The 15,982-nt window shown below is 68.0% G+C and carries 18 protein-coding genes; all 18 read left to right on the forward strand.

The features are described 5' to 3' along the window. Positions 1-11: 11 nt before the first annotated feature. The 18 genes from AC1Q9M_RS11010 to AC1Q9M_RS11095 all read left to right on the forward strand — a co-directional run bounded on the left by AC1Q9M_RS11010 (position 12) and on the right by AC1Q9M_RS11095 (position 15,969). Positions 12-839 carry an IclR family transcriptional regulator gene (locus AC1Q9M_RS11010; protein WP_382156631.1) on the forward strand — a complete coding sequence of 276 codons (828 nt, stop codon included), beginning with the start codon at positions 12-14 and terminating at the stop codon, positions 837-839. Beyond that, positions 836-2,509 carry a thiamine pyrophosphate-binding protein gene (locus AC1Q9M_RS11015; protein WP_492433747.1) on the forward strand — a complete coding sequence of 558 codons (1,674 nt, stop codon included), beginning with the start codon at positions 836-838 and terminating at the stop codon, positions 2,507-2,509. The genes AC1Q9M_RS11010 and AC1Q9M_RS11015 overlap by 4 nt, the downstream gene beginning before the upstream one ends. Then, positions 2,506-3,366: an aspartate dehydrogenase gene (locus tag AC1Q9M_RS11020; protein WP_444686931.1), complete on the forward strand. Its 861-nt coding sequence runs from the start codon at positions 2,506-2,508 to the stop codon at positions 3,364-3,366. The genes AC1Q9M_RS11015 and AC1Q9M_RS11020 overlap by 4 nt, the downstream gene beginning before the upstream one ends. A 125-nt stretch (positions 3,367-3,491) precedes the next feature. Next, positions 3,492-4,964: an aldehyde dehydrogenase gene (locus AC1Q9M_RS11025; RefSeq protein WP_382320689.1), complete on the forward strand. Its 1,473-nt coding sequence runs from the start codon at positions 3,492-3,494 to the stop codon at positions 4,962-4,964. Positions 4,965-4,998: 34 nt separating this feature from the next. Then, on the forward strand, positions 4,999-5,982 hold the full coding sequence (locus AC1Q9M_RS11030; protein ID WP_444686932.1) for a Bug family tripartite tricarboxylate transporter substrate binding protein: 984 nt from the start codon (positions 4,999-5,001) through the stop codon (positions 5,980-5,982). Between the two features lie 4 nt (positions 5,983-5,986). Beyond that, positions 5,987-6,976 carry a Bug family tripartite tricarboxylate transporter substrate binding protein gene (locus AC1Q9M_RS11035; RefSeq protein ID WP_382156623.1) on the forward strand — a complete coding sequence of 330 codons (990 nt, stop codon included), beginning with the start codon at positions 5,987-5,989 and terminating at the stop codon, positions 6,974-6,976. 5 nt (positions 6,977-6,981) lie between these two features. Beyond that, complete coding sequence (locus tag AC1Q9M_RS11040) at positions 6,982-7,371, forward strand: hypothetical protein (protein ID WP_382320691.1); 390 nt, start codon at positions 6,982-6,984, stop codon at positions 7,369-7,371. Continuing rightward, complete coding sequence (locus AC1Q9M_RS11045; protein WP_444686933.1) at positions 7,371-7,817, forward strand: RidA family protein; 447 nt, start codon at positions 7,371-7,373, stop codon at positions 7,815-7,817. The genes AC1Q9M_RS11040 and AC1Q9M_RS11045 overlap by 1 nt, the downstream gene beginning before the upstream one ends. Positions 7,818-7,823: 6 nt before the next feature. Next, positions 7,824-8,603 carry an SDR family oxidoreductase gene (locus tag AC1Q9M_RS11050; protein ID WP_382156617.1) on the forward strand — a complete coding sequence of 260 codons (780 nt, stop codon included), beginning with the start codon at positions 7,824-7,826 and terminating at the stop codon, positions 8,601-8,603. 79 nt (positions 8,604-8,682) lie between these two features. Beyond that, a complete protein-coding gene (locus AC1Q9M_RS11055) occupies positions 8,683-9,669 on the forward strand; it encodes a Bug family tripartite tricarboxylate transporter substrate binding protein (RefSeq protein ID WP_444686934.1) in 987 nt (328 codons plus the stop codon). Positions 9,670-9,686: 17 nt separating this feature from the next. After that, the gene (locus tag AC1Q9M_RS11060) at positions 9,687-10,055 is read left to right on the forward strand and encodes a RidA family protein (RefSeq protein ID WP_492433752.1); all 369 of its coding nucleotides are present in this window, start codon (positions 9,687-9,689) and stop codon (positions 10,053-10,055) included. 178 nt (positions 10,056-10,233) lie between these two features. Further along, positions 10,234-11,268 carry a porin gene (locus AC1Q9M_RS11065; RefSeq protein ID WP_492433754.1) on the forward strand — a complete coding sequence of 345 codons (1,035 nt, stop codon included), beginning with the start codon at positions 10,234-10,236 and terminating at the stop codon, positions 11,266-11,268. A gap of 22 nt (positions 11,269-11,290) precedes the next feature. Next, on the forward strand, positions 11,291-12,445 hold the full coding sequence (locus AC1Q9M_RS11070) for a hypothetical protein (protein WP_492433756.1): 1,155 nt from the start codon (positions 11,291-11,293) through the stop codon (positions 12,443-12,445). 13 nt (positions 12,446-12,458) lie between these two features. Next, positions 12,459-13,424 (forward strand): tripartite tricarboxylate transporter substrate binding protein, encoded by a 966-nt coding sequence (locus AC1Q9M_RS11075; protein WP_492433758.1) that lies wholly within the window; start codon positions 12,459-12,461, stop codon positions 13,422-13,424. Positions 13,425-13,435: 11 nt separating this feature from the next. After that, positions 13,436-14,362 (forward strand): polysaccharide deacetylase family protein, encoded by a 927-nt coding sequence (locus AC1Q9M_RS11080; protein ID WP_492433760.1) that lies wholly within the window; start codon positions 13,436-13,438, stop codon positions 14,360-14,362. Next, positions 14,359-14,871 carry a cupin domain-containing protein gene (locus tag AC1Q9M_RS11085; protein ID WP_492433762.1) on the forward strand — a complete coding sequence of 171 codons (513 nt, stop codon included), beginning with the start codon at positions 14,359-14,361 and terminating at the stop codon, positions 14,869-14,871. Before AC1Q9M_RS11080 ends, AC1Q9M_RS11085 begins: the two co-directional genes overlap by 4 nt. Continuing rightward, entirely contained in the window at positions 14,868-15,647 is a 780-nt protein-coding gene (locus AC1Q9M_RS11090; RefSeq protein ID WP_492433764.1) for an aspartate/glutamate racemase family protein, read from the forward strand. Before AC1Q9M_RS11085 ends, AC1Q9M_RS11090 begins: the two co-directional genes overlap by 4 nt. 28 nt (positions 15,648-15,675) lie before the next feature. After that, positions 15,676-15,969 carry a hypothetical protein gene (locus tag AC1Q9M_RS11095; protein ID WP_492433766.1) on the forward strand — a complete coding sequence of 98 codons (294 nt, stop codon included), beginning with the start codon at positions 15,676-15,678 and terminating at the stop codon, positions 15,967-15,969. The last annotated feature ends 13 nt before the right edge of the window (positions 15,970-15,982 follow it).

Consider the following 15,982-nt stretch of genomic DNA (forward strand, 5'->3'; position numbering starts at 1 on the left):
AGGAGAAGACCATGGCCACCGAGAAAAACGACGACCGCTACACCGTGCCCGCGCTCATGCGCGGCCTGCAGCTGCTGATGCTGTTCAACCGCGACGAGCGCGAACTCACCGGTGCCGAAATCTCGCGCCGGCTCGAACTGCCGCGCGCCTCGGTGTTCCGCATGCTGCAGACGCTGGAGCAAGGCGGCTTCGTCGAGCGCGTGGGCGATGGCGCCTACTACAAGCTCGGCCTGTCCGTGCTGCGCCTGGGCTTCGAGTTCCTGGCCTCCATGGAACTCACCGAGCACGGCCGCCCCATCATCGAGGCGCTGCGCGACCAGTGCGGCTACTCGGCCCATGTGGTGGTGCGCGACGCGCGCGACGTGGTCTTCATCGCCAAGGTCGCCGGGCGCAGCGCCCTGTTCCATTCCATCCAGGTCGGCGCGCGCCTGCCGGCCCACGCCACCGTGCTGGGCCGCCTGCTGCTCAGCGACCTCGACCTGCACGCCCTGCGCCAGCTCTACCCCGAACCCGAGCTGCCGAAGTACACCCCCCGCACGCCGGCCACGGTCGAGCAGCTCAAGCAGCTGATCGACCAGGACCGCGCCAACGGCTACGGCGTGAGCCAGGGCGGATTCGAATCCGGCATCTCGACCATCGCCGCACCGGTCTTCAACGACCGGGGCGAGGTCTCGGCAGCCATCAGCATCACCGTGCCGGCGCAGCAGGTGCAGCCCGGCGAACTCGAAGTTCTCGTCAACCAGGTGCGCGAGGCCGCGGCCCAGCTCACCGAACGCATCAGCCACCTGCCCAACCGCGGTGGCTGGCAAACCAAACCGACCGAAAAGAAAGTCGCATGAGCCCATCTCACCAACGCATCACCGTGGGGGAACTCGCCGCCCGCTTCCTGGAGCAGTGCGGCGTGCGCGCCGCCTTCGGCGTGATCTCCATCCACAACATGCCCATCCTCGACGCGTTCCACACGCGCCAGAAGATCCGTTTCGTCTCGGCGCGCGGCGAGGCAGGTGCGTGCAACATGGCCGACGCCTATGCCCGCGTGAGCGGCACGCTGGGCGTGTGCGTCACCAGCACCGGCACCGGCTGCGGCAACGCGGCGGGCGCGATGGTCGAGGCCATCACCGCCGGCACGCCGCTGCTGCACCTCACCGGCCAGATCGAGTCCCCCTTCCTGGACCGCGACCTGGGCTACATCCACGAGCACCCGGCCCAGCTGGCCATGCTCAAGGCGGTGGGCAAGGACGCCTTCCGCATCCGCAACCCCGAGACCGCCCTGGCCACGCTGCGCGAGGCCGTGCGCCTGGCGCAGACGCCGCCCTGCGGCCCGGTGAGCATCGAGATCCCGATCGACGTGCAGAAGATGAAGCTGGACCTGCCGGCCGATCTCTCGCCGCTGGCCGTGCCACCCGTGCAGCCCAACCTGGCCGCCGTGGACCTGCTCGCCGAGCGCCTGCTCAGCGCCAAGCGCCCCCTGCTGTGGCTGGGTGGCGGCGCGCGCGGCGCCAGCGCCGCCGCGATGCGGCTCGTGAACATGGGCTGGGCCGTGGTGTCCTCCGTGCAGGGCCGCGGCATCGTGCCCGAAGACCACCCCGCCACGCTGGGCTCCTACAACCTGCAGAAGCCGGCCGAAGAGTTCTACGAAACCGTGGACGCCTTCCTCTCCGTGGGCACGCGCCTGCGCAGCAACGAGACGCTGAACTACAAGCTCAAGCTGCCGGCCACGCGCTACCGCATCGACGCCAACCCCCTCACCGACGGCCGCGGCTACAGCAGCGAACTGTTCGTGCACGGCGACGCCGAGATCACGCTCAACGCGCTGGCCGACCGGCTCGAAGGCCGCATGCGGATCGACCCGAAGCTGGCGACCGATGTGAAGCGCGCGCGCGCCGAAGCAGCCTCGCTGGTGGACGGCACGCTGGGCCAGTACGCCAAGCTCAAGAACACGCTGGCCGAGGTGGTCGGCAAGAAACTCTGGTGGGTGCGCGACATCACGCTCTCCAACAGCATGTGGGGCAACCGCGCCCCGGTGCTGGACCACCCGCGCGCCGGCGTGCACGCCCTGGGCGGCGGCATCGGCCAGGGCCTGGCCATGGGCGTGGGCGCGGCCGTGGCCGATGCCGAACACGCGCTGGGCCGCCGCACCATCTCGCTCTGCGGCGACGGCGGCTTCATGCTCAACGTGGGCGAACTCGCCTGCGCCGCGCAGGAGAAGGCCAACGTGGTCTTCATCGTCATGAACGACCAGCGCTACGGCGTCATCAAGAACATCCAGGACGACATCTACGGCAGCCGCCACGCCTACGTGGAACTGCACACGCCCGACTTCGCTCAGCTCTGCGCCAGCCTGCAGGTGCCTTACCACAAGCTGGCCGACCCGGCCGCCGCCAAGGACACGCTGCAGAAAGCCCTGGCCCACGCCAGCGGCCCGGTGGTGGTGGAAGTGGACATGAACGCCTGGGGCCCGTTTGCCGTGAAGTTCGCCGGCCCCCCGAAGAAGAAGGAAGAAACATGAGCGACGCGCAGGGCCGTTCCCAAGCAAGCTCGCACCGCAGTGCGCAGCACGAAGGTTCTGGCATTCATTTTCAGCAGGTCACGCTGATCGGTTACGGCGCCATCGGCCGCACGCTCTTCGCGCGCATGGCCGGCCACCCCACGGTGCGCATCACGCACGTGGTGCTGTCCGAGAGCCACGTCGCCGACGCGCAAGCCGCGCTCGGCACGGCCGCGACCGTGTGCACCGAGGTGCCGCCCGAGACCTCTCTGCTGCTGGAATGCGCGGGCCACGCCGCCATCGGCAGCCACGTGCTGCCCGCGCTGGAGCGCGGCATCGAATGCGCCGTGCTGTCCATCGGCGCGCTGTCCGAAGACGGCCTGCCCGAGAAGCTGGCCGAGGCCGCGCAGCGCGGCGGCACGCGGGTGCACCTGCTGGCCGGCGCCATCGGTGGCATCGACGCCATCGCCTCGGCCCGCCTGGCCGGCCTGGACAGCGTCACCTACACCGGCCGCAAGCCGCCCGAAGGCTGGCGCGGCACCCCCGCCGAACAGGTGGCGGACCTGGGCACGATCACCGAGCCCACCGTCATCCTCGAAGCCACGGCGCGCGAAGCCGCCCACCTGTACCCGAAGAACGCCAACGTGGCCGCCACCGTCTCGCTCGCCGGCCTGGGGCTGGACGCGACCCGCGTGCGCCTGATCGCCGACCCGACCGTGACCGAGAACATCCACGAGGTCGACGTGCGCGGCGCCTTCGGCGAGATGCGCATCACCATGCGCGGCAAGCCCCTGCCCGACAACCCCAAGACCTCGGCGCTGACCGTGTTGTCCGCCCTGCGTTTCCTGCACAACCGCACTTCCTCCGTGACGATATGAAGCCCACCCCCGCGCCGCGCTTGCAGCGCGTCACCCCCTCAAGGGGGCGGCGTCTGGGACCGGCGTAGCCGGATCCGCGACGCCTCTGGATCAACAGCCTTTCGCGCCGACAAATGAGACATTCCATGACCGACAAACTTCAAAGCTACTTCGCAGGCCAATGGCGCGACGCCTCGGGCCCGGAATACACCACCGAATACCCGCACGACGGCAGCACCGTCGCCCGCCTGCACGCGGCCACCGCCGCCGACGTGGACGAGGCCGTGCAGACGGCCGAACGCGCCCGCCTGCAGCCTTCCTGGGCCAGGCTCAAGCACCACGAACGCGCCGGCATCCTCTACCGCATCGCCAACGGCATCCGCGAGCGCGGCGAAGAGCTCGCCCAGCTCCAGCGCCTGGACAACGGCAAGCCCATCAAGGAATGCCGCGCCCTGGTCGCCAGCGCCGCCGGCACCTTCCAGTTCTTCGGCGCCGCCGCCGAAACCTGGGAAGACACCATCACCCCCTCGCGCGGCGACTACCTCAGCATGAGCGTCAACGAACCGCTCGGTGTGGTCGGCGCCATCACGCCCTGGAACTCCCCCATCGCCAGCGAGGCCCAGAAGCTCGCCCCGGCTCTCGCCGCCGGCTGCGCCATGGTCTTCAAACCGGCCGAGATCACCCCGCGCATGGCCCTGGAACTGGCCAAGATCGCCGAGCAGGCCGGTGTGCCCGCCGGCATCATCAGCGTGCTGCCGGGCAAGGGCAGCATCGTGGGCGACGCCCTGGTCAAGCACCCGCTGATCAAGCGCATCGCCTTCACCGGCGGCACCACCGTGGGCATGGGCATCCAGCGCCTGGCGGCCGAGAAGCTCATGCCGACCTCGCTGGAGCTGGGCGGCAAGTCCCCCACCATCGTCATGCCCGACGCGGACCTGGACCACGCCGTGGCCGGCGTGCTCTACGGCATCTTCAGTTCCTCGGGCGAGTCCTGCATCGCCGGCTCGCGCGCCTTCGTGCACGAAAGCGTCTACGACGAGTTCAAGGCCCGCCTGCTCGAAGGCGTGAAGAAGCTGCGCGTGGGCGACCCGTCCAGGGAAGAGACGCAGATGGGCCCGCTGGTGAACCTGGGCCACCGCGCCTCGGTGGAGAAGTACGTGCAGCTGGGCCGCGACGAAGGCGGCACGGTGCTGTGCGGCGGTGAGCGGCCCACGGGCAGCTTCTACGACGGCGGCAGCTACTACCTGCCCACCATCTTCGAAGGCCTGCCCAACAGCGCGCGCATGTGCCAGGAAGAGATCTTCGGCCCGGTGCTGGCCTTGCTGCCGTGGAAGGACGAGGACGACCTGATCGCGCAGTGCAACGACAACATGTTCGGCCTGGCCTCGGGCATCTGGACGCGCGACTTCAAGAGCGCCTGGCGCATCGGGCGCGCGCTGCAGACCGGCACCGTGTGGATCAACACCTACAAGGTCTTCTCCATCAGCACGCCGTTCACCGGCGTGAAGATGAGCGGCTACGGCCAGGAGAAGGGCCGCCTGGGCATCCTCGAATACACCAGCCAGAAAAGCTTCTACTGGGGCTTGAACGAATCGCCCATGCCCTGGGCGACCAGCTGATTTTCTTTTTCCAACCTTGCAACCTTCTCTCGACATGACAAGCCGCCGCACCCTTCTCGCCCTCGCCTCGCTGTTCGCCCTCATGGGAACCGCGCAAGCCCAGACCGCCGCCGAGAAACAGCTGGCCTCCGACAAGTTCACCCTGGTCGCGCCCTTCCCCGCCGGTGGCGCCATCGATGCGCTGGCGCGCCTGCTGGCCGACGGCCTGGCCAAGCGCTACGACCAGACGGCCATCGTGGAAAACGCCCCCGGTGGCGCCGGCACCATCGGCATGGGCAAGATCAAGCGCGCCAAGGCCGACGGCCACAACCTGCTGGTGATCCCGGCCGGCAACCTCACCATCAACCCCACGCTGATGCCGAAATTCCCCTTCGACGTGCAGAAGGATTTCGTGGCCGTCACCATGCTGGCCACCACGCCCAACGTGCTGGTGACCCACCCCAAGAGCGGCTTCAAGAACGTGGCCGACGTGATCAAGGCGGCCAAGGCCAAGCCCGGCACGCTGTTCTACGCCTCGACCGGCATCGGCAGCGGCCTGCACATCGCGGGTGAACTGTTCAAGGACCAGGCCGACATCGACATCCAGCACGTGGCCTACAAGGGCTCCACGCCGGCCATCAACGACCTGATGGCGGGCACGGTGCCGCTGATGTTCGGCAACCTGCCCACCATGCTGCCGCACCTGGAAAGCGGCCGCCTCGTGGCGCTGGGCCTGACCGACCGCGCGCGCACACCCAACGCGCCCGACATCCCCACCCTGGCCGAACAAGGCGTGCCCGGCGTGGTGGTGCCCTCGTGGTACGGCCTGCTCGCGCCCGCGGGCACGCCGGCCAACGTGGTCGATCAACTCGCCAAAGACATGGTCGAGATCCTGGCGCAACCGCACGTGCGCGACACGCTCAAGGCCCAGGGCATGACCGAATGGACGATGAAGCCCGCCGCCTTCGATGCGCACATCCGCACCGAGACGGCCAACTGGGCCAAAGTCATCAAGCAACGCAACATCACGATGGAATGACACCATGACCAACCGCCGCACCCTTCTTGCCGTCACCTCGCTGCTCGCCTTGCTGGGCACCACCACCGCCCACGCACAGACGGCCGCCGAGAAACAACTGGCCGCCGACAAATTCACGCTCGTCGCACCCTTCCCCGCCGGCGGCCCGATCGACACGCTGGCCCGCGTGCTGGCCGATGGCCTGGCCAAGCGCTACGGCCAGGTGGCCGTGGTCGACAACGCCCCGGGCGCGGCCGGCAACATCGGCATGGAGCGCGTCAAGCGTGCCAAGGCCGATGGCCACACGCTGCTGGTGATCCCGGCCGGCAACCTCACGGTCAACCCCACGCTGATGCCGAAGTTCCCCTTCGACATCCAGAAGGACTTCGTGCCCGTGGCCATGCTGGCCAAGACGCCCAACGTGCTGGTGACGAACCCGGCCACGGGCATCAAGAGCGTGGCCGATCTCATCGCGCGCGCCAAGGCCAAGCCCGACTCGCTCGCCTACGCTTCGCCCGGCGTGGGCAGCGGCCTGCACCTCGCCGGCGAGCTGTTCAAGTCGCAGGCCAACGTGGACATCCTGCACATCGCCTACAAAGGCACGCCGCCCGCCATCAACGACGTGATCGGCGGCACCGTGCCCCTGATGTTCAGCAACCTGCCCACCGTGCTGCCGCACATCCGCAGCGGCAAGCTGGTCGCCCTGGCCGTGACCGACAGCGCGCGCACGCCCACGGCGCCCGAGATTCCGACGCTGACCGAACTGGGTGTGCCGGGCGTGGTGGTGCCGTCCTGGTACGGCCTGCTGGCGCCCGCCGGCACGCCGGCCGACGTGGTGGCGCAACTCGCGCGCGATGCGACCACCATCCTGGCCGAGCCTGCCGTGCGCGAGCGCCTGCAAGGCCAGGGCCTGAGCGCCTGGGACATCCAGACCTCCGCGTTCGACGCCCACATCCGTGACGAGACCGCGCGCTGGGCCAAGGTCATCAAGGCACGCAACATCACGATGGAGTGAAGGTCATGAGCGCAGCGCAGGGCCGCTCCCAAGCAAGCTCGCACCGCAGCCCGCAGGGCGAAGGTACGCCAGTGCACGCCTGCGCCAATGTGTTGATCACCATCGTGTTGAAACACCACGCCGGCCTCACGCTGGACGACGTGCAGGCGAAGCTCAAGGCCAGCGAATGGTGGGAGCGTTTCCCGGTGGAAGGCACGCGCGTGGTGTCGTGGACCGTGGCCATGGGCCTGGGCCAGATCGTCACGCTCGAAGTGCCACCGCACCTGCTGGGCCGCGTCAACCTCGAACTGGAGCGCTCCGCCTGGGGCGTCTTCCAGACCGAGTGTTACCCCACCTACGACTTCGTGCCGGTGCGCGAACGCATCAAGGAACGCGTGCGCGCCGGAGGCCAGTGATGACGACCGTCGCGCACAAGATCCAGAGCCCGCAGGTGCCCGACCTGCCCACCGCGAGCTGGACCAACGGCTACCGCATCGGCCAGGAGGTGGTGGTCTCGGGCATGACCGGCCACCCCGCCACGCGCCAGGCCGCCGAGCGCGGTGAAGCGCTGGGCGCCTACGAGCAGGCCATGGTCGTGCTCAAGAAGCTCGAAGCCCTGGTGACGGCCGCGGGCGGCCACCGGCACAACCTCATCAAGACCGTGGTCTACCTGACCGACATCGCCGACAAGGACGAGGTCGGCCGCGCGCGGCGCGATTTTTTTGGCGAGCACACGCCGTGCTCCACCCTGGTGGCCGTGAAGGCCCTCGTGTTCCCGGAGCTGCGCGTGGAGATCGACGCCTGGGCCCGGCTCGACGTGGACCTTCGCGAAGCCCAACCCCTTCTCTCTACTGAAAGCTGAACCACCATGGACCTGGGCATTGCCGGCAAGAAGGCGCTCGTGTGCGGCGCGAGTTCGGGGCTGGGCTACGCCTGCGCCGAGGCGCTGGTGAAAGACGGCGTGCACGTGGTGATCGCCGCGCGCACCGAGGGCCCGCTGCGCGAGGCCGCGCAACGCCTGGCCGCGCATGGCGCGGGCCAGGTGGACTGGGTCGCCGCCGACGTGACCACCGACGAAGGCCGCGCGCGCATCTTCGCCGCGCACCCCGATTTCGACATCCTCGTCACCAACGCGGGCGGCCCGCCGCCCGGCGACTTCCGCACCTGGGACCGCGAGACCTGGCACCGCGCGATCGACGCCAACATGCTCGCGCCGATCGAACTCATCAAGGCCACCGTGGACGGCATGATGGCGCGCGGCTTCGGCCGCATCATCAACCTCACCTCCAGCGCCGTGAAATCGCCGCTGGACGGCCTGGGCCTGTCCACCGGCGCGCGCAGCGGCCTCACCGGCTTCGTCTCGGGCCTGGCGCGCACCACCGTGGCGCGCGGCGTGACCATCAACAACCTGCTGCCCGGCACCTTCGACACCGCGCGCCTGGAAAGCAACTTCGCCGCGCAAGCCAAGCGCGAAGGCAAGACCGTGGACGAGGTGCGCACCGCGCGCCTGGCCAAACACCCGGCCCACCGCATCGGCCAGCCCAGCGAACTCGGCCACACCTGTGCCTACCTGTGCAGCGTGCACGCGGGCTACATCAACGGCCAGAACATCCTGCTCGACGGCGGATCGTTCACCGGCGTGTTCTGAACAGGCACCCGACGGCCCCGCTTTCTCTGTTTCGGTTTCAGTTTTCCCTGCCAGCCCACCCCACTAGGAGACATCGAACATGACCGCCCGCCGCCCCCTGCTGCTCACCGCGCTCGCAGCAGCCGCCGCCCTCGCCCTGCCCACCGGCAGCGCGCTGGCGCAGACCTACCCCAGCAAGCTCATCACCCTCGTCGTGTCCTTCCCGCCCGGTGGCGACACCGACGCGCTCGCGCGCACCTTCGCCGAGAAGCTGCAGGCCCGCGTCGGCCAGACCGTGGTGGTGGAGAACAAGACCGGCGCCAGCGGCACCATCGGCAACGCCTTCGTGGCCAAGGCCGCACCCGATGGCTACACGCTGCTGTTCACTCCCAACACCTTCGCCACCGCCCCGCTGGTGCTCAAGCCCGGCACCGGCGCCGTGTACGACCCGCTCAAGGACTTCACGCCCATCCTGCTGGCCGGCACGCAACAGCTGTTCCTCGTCACCCACGCCGGCTCGGGCCTGAACACCGTGAAAGACGTGGTGGCCGCGGCCAAGAGCGGCAAGGTCACCAACTACGCCAGCCCCGGCAGCGGCTCGCCCATGCACATCCTGGGCGAGATGTTCAACCGCTCGGCCGGCGTGAAGCTCACCCAGGTGCCCTACCGGGGCAGCGGCCCGGCCATCGTCGACCTCGTGGCCGGCCACATCCCCATGATGTACACCACGCTCGGCCCGGTGGCGCAGTACATCGCCCAGGGCAAGCTGGTCAACGTGGCGGTGGCCGACCCGCAGCGCTCGCCGCTCGCGCCCAACGTGCCCACCCTGGCCGAGGCCGGCGTGAAAGACGCCGAAGTCGGCGCCTGGCAAGGCTTCATGGGCCCCAAAGGCATGCCCGCCGACGTGGTGCGCACGCTCAACGGCCACCTCAACGAAATCCTCAAGATGCCCGACGTGATCGCGCGCATGAACACCATGGCGCTGATTCCGGCCGGTGGCGACCCGGCGGCGCTGGCCAAGATCAACCAGTACCACAACGAACGCTACGGCAAGGTGATCCGGGAGACCGGCATCATGGCCGACTGAGCGAAGCGCGCGCAGCGATGAAGGAAGTCATCGACGTCGGCCTGCCGCCGTTCAAGCAACCGTTCTCGTGGATGGTGCGCGCCGGCGGCGTGCTCTACACCGCCCACGGCCCGGTGCGCGAAGACGGCAGCGTGGACACCACCGGCGGCATCGAACAGCAGGCCCGCCTGACCTTCAGCAACCTGCAGCGCGCGGTGGAACGCGCGGGCAAGACCATGGACGACGTGGCGCAGGTGCTGATCTACATGACCGACGTGGCCGACATGGCCGCCATCGACGCCGTGTACCGCGAGTTCTTCCGCGCGCCCTGGCCCAACCGCTCCAGCGCCGGGGTGGCGCTGGTGGTGCCGGGAATGAAGATCGAGATCGTGGCCTACGTGGCCTGACCGCACCGGGATCGCCCCGGCGGCGATCCCGGCCCTAACCGATTTCTGGATAACGACCATAGCCGCTGCGCGTTATGCAGGCGCGGCCCCCCCTTCTACGATCCGTCCCGAAGTCGCACCCGTGCGCTTCGAACCATCACTCACTCAACCAGCCCTAACGGGCGATGGAGACGGAAAAATGAAGAAGAGGGTCTTGTTCGCGTGCGCCGCACTCTGCGGCCTCGGCGGCGCGGCATGGGCGCAATCCACGGTCACGACGTTTGGGGTGATCGATCTCAACCTGCGCAACGTCAGCAATTCGGGAGCGCCTTCGCTGCGCACGCTGGGCACAGATGGCATCAGCAGCAGCCGCTTTGGCTTCCGGGGCACCGAGGACATGGGCGGCGGCCTGAAAACGTCCTTCTGGCTCGAAGGCGCGTTCAACCCGGACGTGGGCACGAGCAACGCCACCAAGTTCTTCAACCGCTCGTCCTGGGTCAGCCTGGAGTCGGCCCGCCTGGGTGAACTGCGGCTCGGCCGCGAATACACACCGACCGCCTACATCCACACCGCCTTCGACCCCTTCAATGGAACCGGTGTCGGCAGCTCCAAGAACACCTCGAATCTGAAGGACTTGATCCCGACCTACACGCGAGCCGACAACTCCATCAGCTACTTTCTCCCCCCCGACCTGGGCGGCTTCTACGGCCATGCGATGTACGCCCTCGGCGAAGGCGCACCCGGAAAGCACCTCGGCGCCTCGCTCGGTTGGGCGTCCGGTCCGGCGCGGCTGGTCGCCGGCTACGGCCGCACAGATCTCGTCGTGGGCGGTGCGCGGCGCGGCATCACACGCAACATTGCGGCCTCTTACGACTTCGGCTTCGCCAAGCTGCTGGCCGAATACAACATGGACGACTTCGACACGCCCGCCATGGTCCGGCAGCGCGACAAGCGCTGGTTCGTCGCCGGCACGATTCCCCTGGGATCGGGTCAGTTCAAGGTCTTGTATGGACGCACGGACCAGAGCGGCACACCCGCGATGGACGCCAACGACTCGAGCCAGATCGCGGTGGGCTACCAATACAACCTGTCGCGCCGTACCGCGCTGTATGGCAACTACGCGCGACTGAGCAACAAAGGCACAGGCCGCCAGGTCATTGCCACCGGCCCAGCCGCGATCGCGACCGGCGGGACCTCGCGCGGCATTGAGGCGGGCATCCGCCACACATTCTGATTTCAGACAAAAGGACAACGAAATGAACAAACGCAAGGTTCCGGTCGGCTTCTTCGGCGCGCACACGGACCGCTACAGCGTCTCATCCGTCGAGACGATGGACCGCGAGTTCGCGCTGATGCGCGAGTGCGGCGTGGAGCGGCTGCGGGTGACGTTCTTCTGGAACCAGATCCAGGTGTTCTACGCCCCGCGTTTCCCGGGTGCCATGGACAAGGTTTCTGACTTCCTGCGCCCGGATGCCATCGTGGCTGCCGCGGCGCGGGCAGGGCTCGAGATCGTCGGCACGATCTGGGGAGCGCCTTCCTGGGCCACTGGTGGTTTGCGGCCAGGCGAGAAGGCGCGCTTCGGCTTCACGGCGTTCGGTGGCGTGCCCGAACATTCTGAAGACATCGCCAACTTCATGCTCGACCTCGTCGAGCGCTACGGGCCGGCAGGCACGTTCTGGCAGCAGAACCCCGCGGTGCCCAAGCGCCCGATCCGCATCTGGCAACCCTGGCAGGAGCCGGACCGCCCCGCCTTCATGCCGCAACCCTTCGACGTGCCCTACTTTGTCGAGATGGCGCACGCCTGCTACCGGGCCATCAAGAGCGCCGACCCGGATGCCCTGGTGCTGGGCACCGGCCTGGGGCCCGCCGCGGCTTCGCGAGAGCTGCTCGATTCCATCTATCAAGCAGGGTACAAGGGCGCGGCAGACGTCATCGCCTTGCATGTCTTCCCACGCGACGCTGAGGGCATGCTCGACGCCATCCGTGTCAATCGCAAGGTGATGGATGAACACGGAGATGGCGACCTGCCGATCGTGATGAGCCAGATCAGCTACTCGTCGGCGCTGGGCACCAGCCGGATCGCCACGCCCAACCCCAACATGTACGACGAAGCCGGGCAGGCCGAACAGGTGCACCACACGCTGACGGCTTTGGCCCAGCACCGCGAAGAACTGAACCTCTTCGGTGCCTACTACCACGGCTGGTCCGGCGTGGACGTGGAGCCCCCTGCCCCGCGCAACCCCGACCCCTGGCTCTTCACCGGACTGCGCAAGGTCCTACCCAGCGGGGAAATGGTGTCCAAGCCCGCCCTGCAGGCCTATCGGGACGTCGTCCTTGCCTGGCAGGGAAAGGCCCCGCACACCCCATCCAGCGCCGGCGCGACCGGCCAGCCATCGGCCATCGCCTCTTGAGGAGCCCACGAACATGAACCACAAAAACAGGCATTTCGACCGCCGGACCGTGCTCTCGATGTTGGCCGGGGCCGCAGCGGCGAGCGTCGCGGTACCTTCCTTCGCGCAGGGCTACCCGGCCCGCACGGTGAAGATCGTGACCGGCTACAGCGTCGGCTCGGGTGGCGACCTGGCGGTCCGCGTGCTCGCGGAACAGCTGGGCAAGGAGATCGGCCAATCCGTCATCGTCGAAGCCAAGCCCGGCGCGGGCAACCTGCTTGCGGCGCGCGCCGTGAAGAGCGCGCCACCGGATGGCTACACGCTGTTCGCCGGCAACCCGTCGTCCTTCGGACCCGTCATCATGGAGAACACCATGGACGTCGCCAAGGAACTCACGCCCATGGGCGAGTTCTCGCAGGGCGATGTCTTCGCCTACACATCGACCGCTGTACCGACGCTGAAAGCCCTGGTCGAGATGGCCAAGGTCTCCCCCGTTCGCCATGCCACGTTCAATGCGTCGTCCGCGCTGATCATGGCGATGCTGGCGCACGCGCTGCAGATCAGATACGAGAACATTCCGTACCGCACGGGTGACCAGATTGCGCAAGCCCTGGCCGTCAACGATGTGCAGGTGACCATCCGGGCGGCGGGTTCGTTCATGGGGTTCGTCGCGGCCGGCAAGATGCACGTGCCACTCACGTTCTCGCCCACCCGTTCGCCCTTCGCACCCGACGTCCCCACGACAACCGAGCTGGGCCTGCCGGTCTCGCTGGTCATCGCCAACGGCTTGTGGGGGCCCCCGGGCACGCCGGCATCGATCGTCTCCTTCATCAACGAGGCCACGAAAAAGGCGCTCGCGGCACCGAAGGTGGTGGAAGGCATGCGCAACGCGCTCCAGTATCCCTACCATTCGACGCCGGCCGTTCAACTGGCCAACCTCAAACGCGAGAACGAGTTCTACGCCAAGGGTGCGGCGCTGTCCGGTTATGTGCGCAACTGAGGTGGAGTGGCATGACGCTTGACTTCGCGCATCCGCCCACCCGCGATCTCATCGGCTACGGCCGCGCCGGCGCCCACGCCAGGTGGCCCAACGATGCCCGCATCGCGGTGAACATCGTCGTCAACTACGAGGAGGGTTCGGAGTACGGCGCCGAGCCCGGCGACACCGAGTTCGAGCCCCCGCCCGAGCTCGGCTATCCAACCTCCAGCACCGTGGACCTGGCGACGGAGTCCATCTTCGACTATGGCGCCCGGGCCGGCATCTGGCGGCTGCAGCGCATGCTCGACGAATACAAGCTCCCGGCCACCTTCTTCGGCTGCGCGCGCGCGTTCGAACTGAACCCCGAGGTAGGGGCCTACATCCGGGAAGCGGGACACGATGTCTGCGCCCATGGATGGCGGTGGGAGAAGGTCGGACAGTTGTCCCGCGACGTCGAACGCGAGCACATCGCGCGCGCCGTGCAATCGATCGAGAAGACCTGTGGTGAACGCCCGTACGGCTGGTACTGCCGCGCGCCGCGTTCGATGCACACACGGGAACTCCTGGTGGAAGAAGGCGGCTTCATCTACGACGCCGACTCCTTCGCGGACGACGTGCCCTACTCCGTCGAGGTGCTGGGCAAGCCCTGGCTGATCGTCCCCTATTCCTTCGTCACGAACGATTCGAAGTTCGCGCCGGGCCAGAGCTTTTCCTCGTCCAGCTCCTTCCTCGACGAATGCAAGCGAGCCTTCGACTGCCTGTGGCGCGAAGGCCAGACCTCGCCCAAGATGATGAGCATCGGATTGCATGGCCGCATCATGGGCCAGCCGGCCAGGGCGGAGGCGTTGCGCGAATTCATCGAACACGTGCTCTCGCACGAGCAGGTCTGGTTCGCGCGCAGGATCGATATCGCTCGCTGGTGGCTTCACGAAAATCTGTCCACAGGAAAAAAGACATGACCTCTACCGCACCCCCGATCCCTGACCTCGCCGGGCGTGAAGCGCTCTGGATGGGCGGCCGCCTGATCGTCATCCACCACGCGCCCGAAGCGGGCGCCACCGAACCCTGCGTGACCGAGTCCTGGCTCAACGCGGGCCAGGGCCCGGAAGAATGCCGGCACCGCTACATCGACCTGACGTACTACCTCATCGAAGGGCAGATGGATTTCAGCCTGGCGGGTGAGGTATTACCCCTGCGGCAGGGCACCATGGTGTTCGTGCCGCGCGGTACGCGCCACACCTATTGCGTGACCTCGCAGTCCGGTGCCCGGGTCCTCGTGATGGGCACACCGGGCCAACCGTGGGTGGACTACGTTCGCGCCATCGGCTTCCCCGCCACCGCGGCGACCATGCCCCCGCCCGACCTCAAGCTCGTTCCCATGGAGTACGTGAAACGGGTGGCGGCCGGCAACGGCCTGGAGTTCACGGGTGCCCGGCTGCCCGGGGCCAGCCGCGGCGGCCACGAATGAGCGGTGCGATCGCCGCGGGCGCGGGCGGCGAACCCGAGCTGCTGGTGCTCAATCCCAACACGAATGCCGCGGTCACCGAGTTGATCGCCCAGCGGGTGCGGCGCGCACTCGCCCCAGGTTCGCGGGTCCGCACCCGGGCGGTCGACTGGGGTGCGCCTTCCGTTGAAACGCGAATCGATGCCGCCGTCGCCACCTTGGCCGTGCTGGACGCACTCACGCATGAGCGCCAGGTCCACGGTGTTCTCGTGGCGGCGTTCGGCGACCCGGGCTTGCTGGCGGCACGCGAGCTGATGGACGTGCCCGTGGTCGGCATCGGGGAATCGTCCCTGCTCCGCGCGCGCGGCATGGGCCGCTTTGCCATTCTCACCATCCAGCCGGCGTCCATTCCGCTGGTCGAGGAACTGGTGCAGCGCAACGGTTGCGAAAACGAATGCGCGGGGATCCATGCCGTTCCGGTGTCGGTGATCGATGCGTCGGACCCCGGCGCGGTCAGGGATCGCCTGGCGGCATCGGCCATCGAATGGATGCGAGGACTTCGTGCCGACGCCGTGATCCTGGGCGGCGCGCCCCTGGGCGTTCACGCGGACCACCTGTCCGATCTGCTGGGTGTGCCGTGCATCGACCCCATCGAGGCCGGCGTCCAGCGGCTGTCAGACCTGGTGACCACACAACCATCCGGGCACCGCGCACCTGCGTACACCGGCCTGCAGCGCAAGCTCTTTGAAGGCGACATCGACGTGCTGGACAACCTGAACAGTGCGTTGTGGCGCGTGTAGACCACAAGACCGCGAAAGGCAAAAAGACATGTACGGCGTTCTGGCCATTCACCATCCTTCACCCGATCACTTCAACGAGGCCATGGGCACGCTGGAGTCCATTCTTGACGACATGCAGGGCACGGCCGGCCTGACGGCCGGCTACGTCGGTCACAACCCCTCGCGCACCGACGTGATCGCCTTCACCTTCTGGGAAGAGGCCAGGCATTTCCACGCGGCCTTTCCCGCGATCCAGGCCGCGATCACGCGCAGCGGTATCCACGACTGGCGGGTGCAACCCGCGCAGGCCCAGCGCTTTTTCCTCGAGATGGACGCGTCCTGAAAGGTCGCCGGCC

The organism is Hydrogenophaga sp. GW823-FHT04C09 (assembly GCF_058796355.1).

Excerpts from the sequence above, each read along its gene's own strand:
- AC1Q9M_RS11010 (WP_382156631.1), top strand. The coding sequence starts at position 12 with ATGGCCACCGAGAAAAACGACGACCGCTACACCGTGCCCGCGCTCATG.
- AC1Q9M_RS11015 (WP_492433747.1), top strand. The coding sequence starts at position 836 with ATGAGCCCATCTCACCAACGCATCACCGTGGGGGAACTCGCCGCCCGC.
- AC1Q9M_RS11020 (WP_444686931.1), top strand. The coding sequence starts at position 2,506 with ATGAGCGACGCGCAGGGCCGTTCCCAAGCAAGCTCGCACCGCAGTGCG.
- AC1Q9M_RS11025 (WP_382320689.1), top strand. The coding sequence starts at position 3,492 with ATGACCGACAAACTTCAAAGCTACTTCGCAGGCCAATGGCGCGACGCC.
- AC1Q9M_RS11030 (WP_444686932.1), top strand. The coding sequence starts at position 4,999 with ATGACAAGCCGCCGCACCCTTCTCGCCCTCGCCTCGCTGTTCGCCCTC.
- AC1Q9M_RS11035 (WP_382156623.1), top strand. The coding sequence starts at position 5,987 with ATGACCAACCGCCGCACCCTTCTTGCCGTCACCTCGCTGCTCGCCTTG.
- AC1Q9M_RS11040 (WP_382320691.1), top strand. The coding sequence starts at position 6,982 with ATGAGCGCAGCGCAGGGCCGCTCCCAAGCAAGCTCGCACCGCAGCCCG.
- AC1Q9M_RS11045 (WP_444686933.1), top strand. The coding sequence starts at position 7,371 with ATGACGACCGTCGCGCACAAGATCCAGAGCCCGCAGGTGCCCGACCTG.
- AC1Q9M_RS11050 (WP_382156617.1), top strand. The coding sequence starts at position 7,824 with ATGGACCTGGGCATTGCCGGCAAGAAGGCGCTCGTGTGCGGCGCGAGT.
- AC1Q9M_RS11055 (WP_444686934.1), top strand. The coding sequence starts at position 8,683 with ATGACCGCCCGCCGCCCCCTGCTGCTCACCGCGCTCGCAGCAGCCGCC.
- AC1Q9M_RS11060 (WP_492433752.1), top strand. The coding sequence starts at position 9,687 with ATGAAGGAAGTCATCGACGTCGGCCTGCCGCCGTTCAAGCAACCGTTC.
- AC1Q9M_RS11065 (WP_492433754.1), top strand. The coding sequence starts at position 10,234 with ATGAAGAAGAGGGTCTTGTTCGCGTGCGCCGCACTCTGCGGCCTCGGC.
- AC1Q9M_RS11070 (WP_492433756.1), top strand. The coding sequence starts at position 11,291 with ATGAACAAACGCAAGGTTCCGGTCGGCTTCTTCGGCGCGCACACGGAC.
- AC1Q9M_RS11075 (WP_492433758.1), top strand. The coding sequence starts at position 12,459 with ATGAACCACAAAAACAGGCATTTCGACCGCCGGACCGTGCTCTCGATG.
- AC1Q9M_RS11080 (WP_492433760.1), top strand. The coding sequence starts at position 13,436 with ATGACGCTTGACTTCGCGCATCCGCCCACCCGCGATCTCATCGGCTAC.
- AC1Q9M_RS11085 (WP_492433762.1), top strand. The coding sequence starts at position 14,359 with ATGACCTCTACCGCACCCCCGATCCCTGACCTCGCCGGGCGTGAAGCG.
- AC1Q9M_RS11090 (WP_492433764.1), top strand. The coding sequence starts at position 14,868 with ATGAGCGGTGCGATCGCCGCGGGCGCGGGCGGCGAACCCGAGCTGCTG.
- AC1Q9M_RS11095 (WP_492433766.1), top strand. The coding sequence starts at position 15,676 with ATGTACGGCGTTCTGGCCATTCACCATCCTTCACCCGATCACTTCAAC.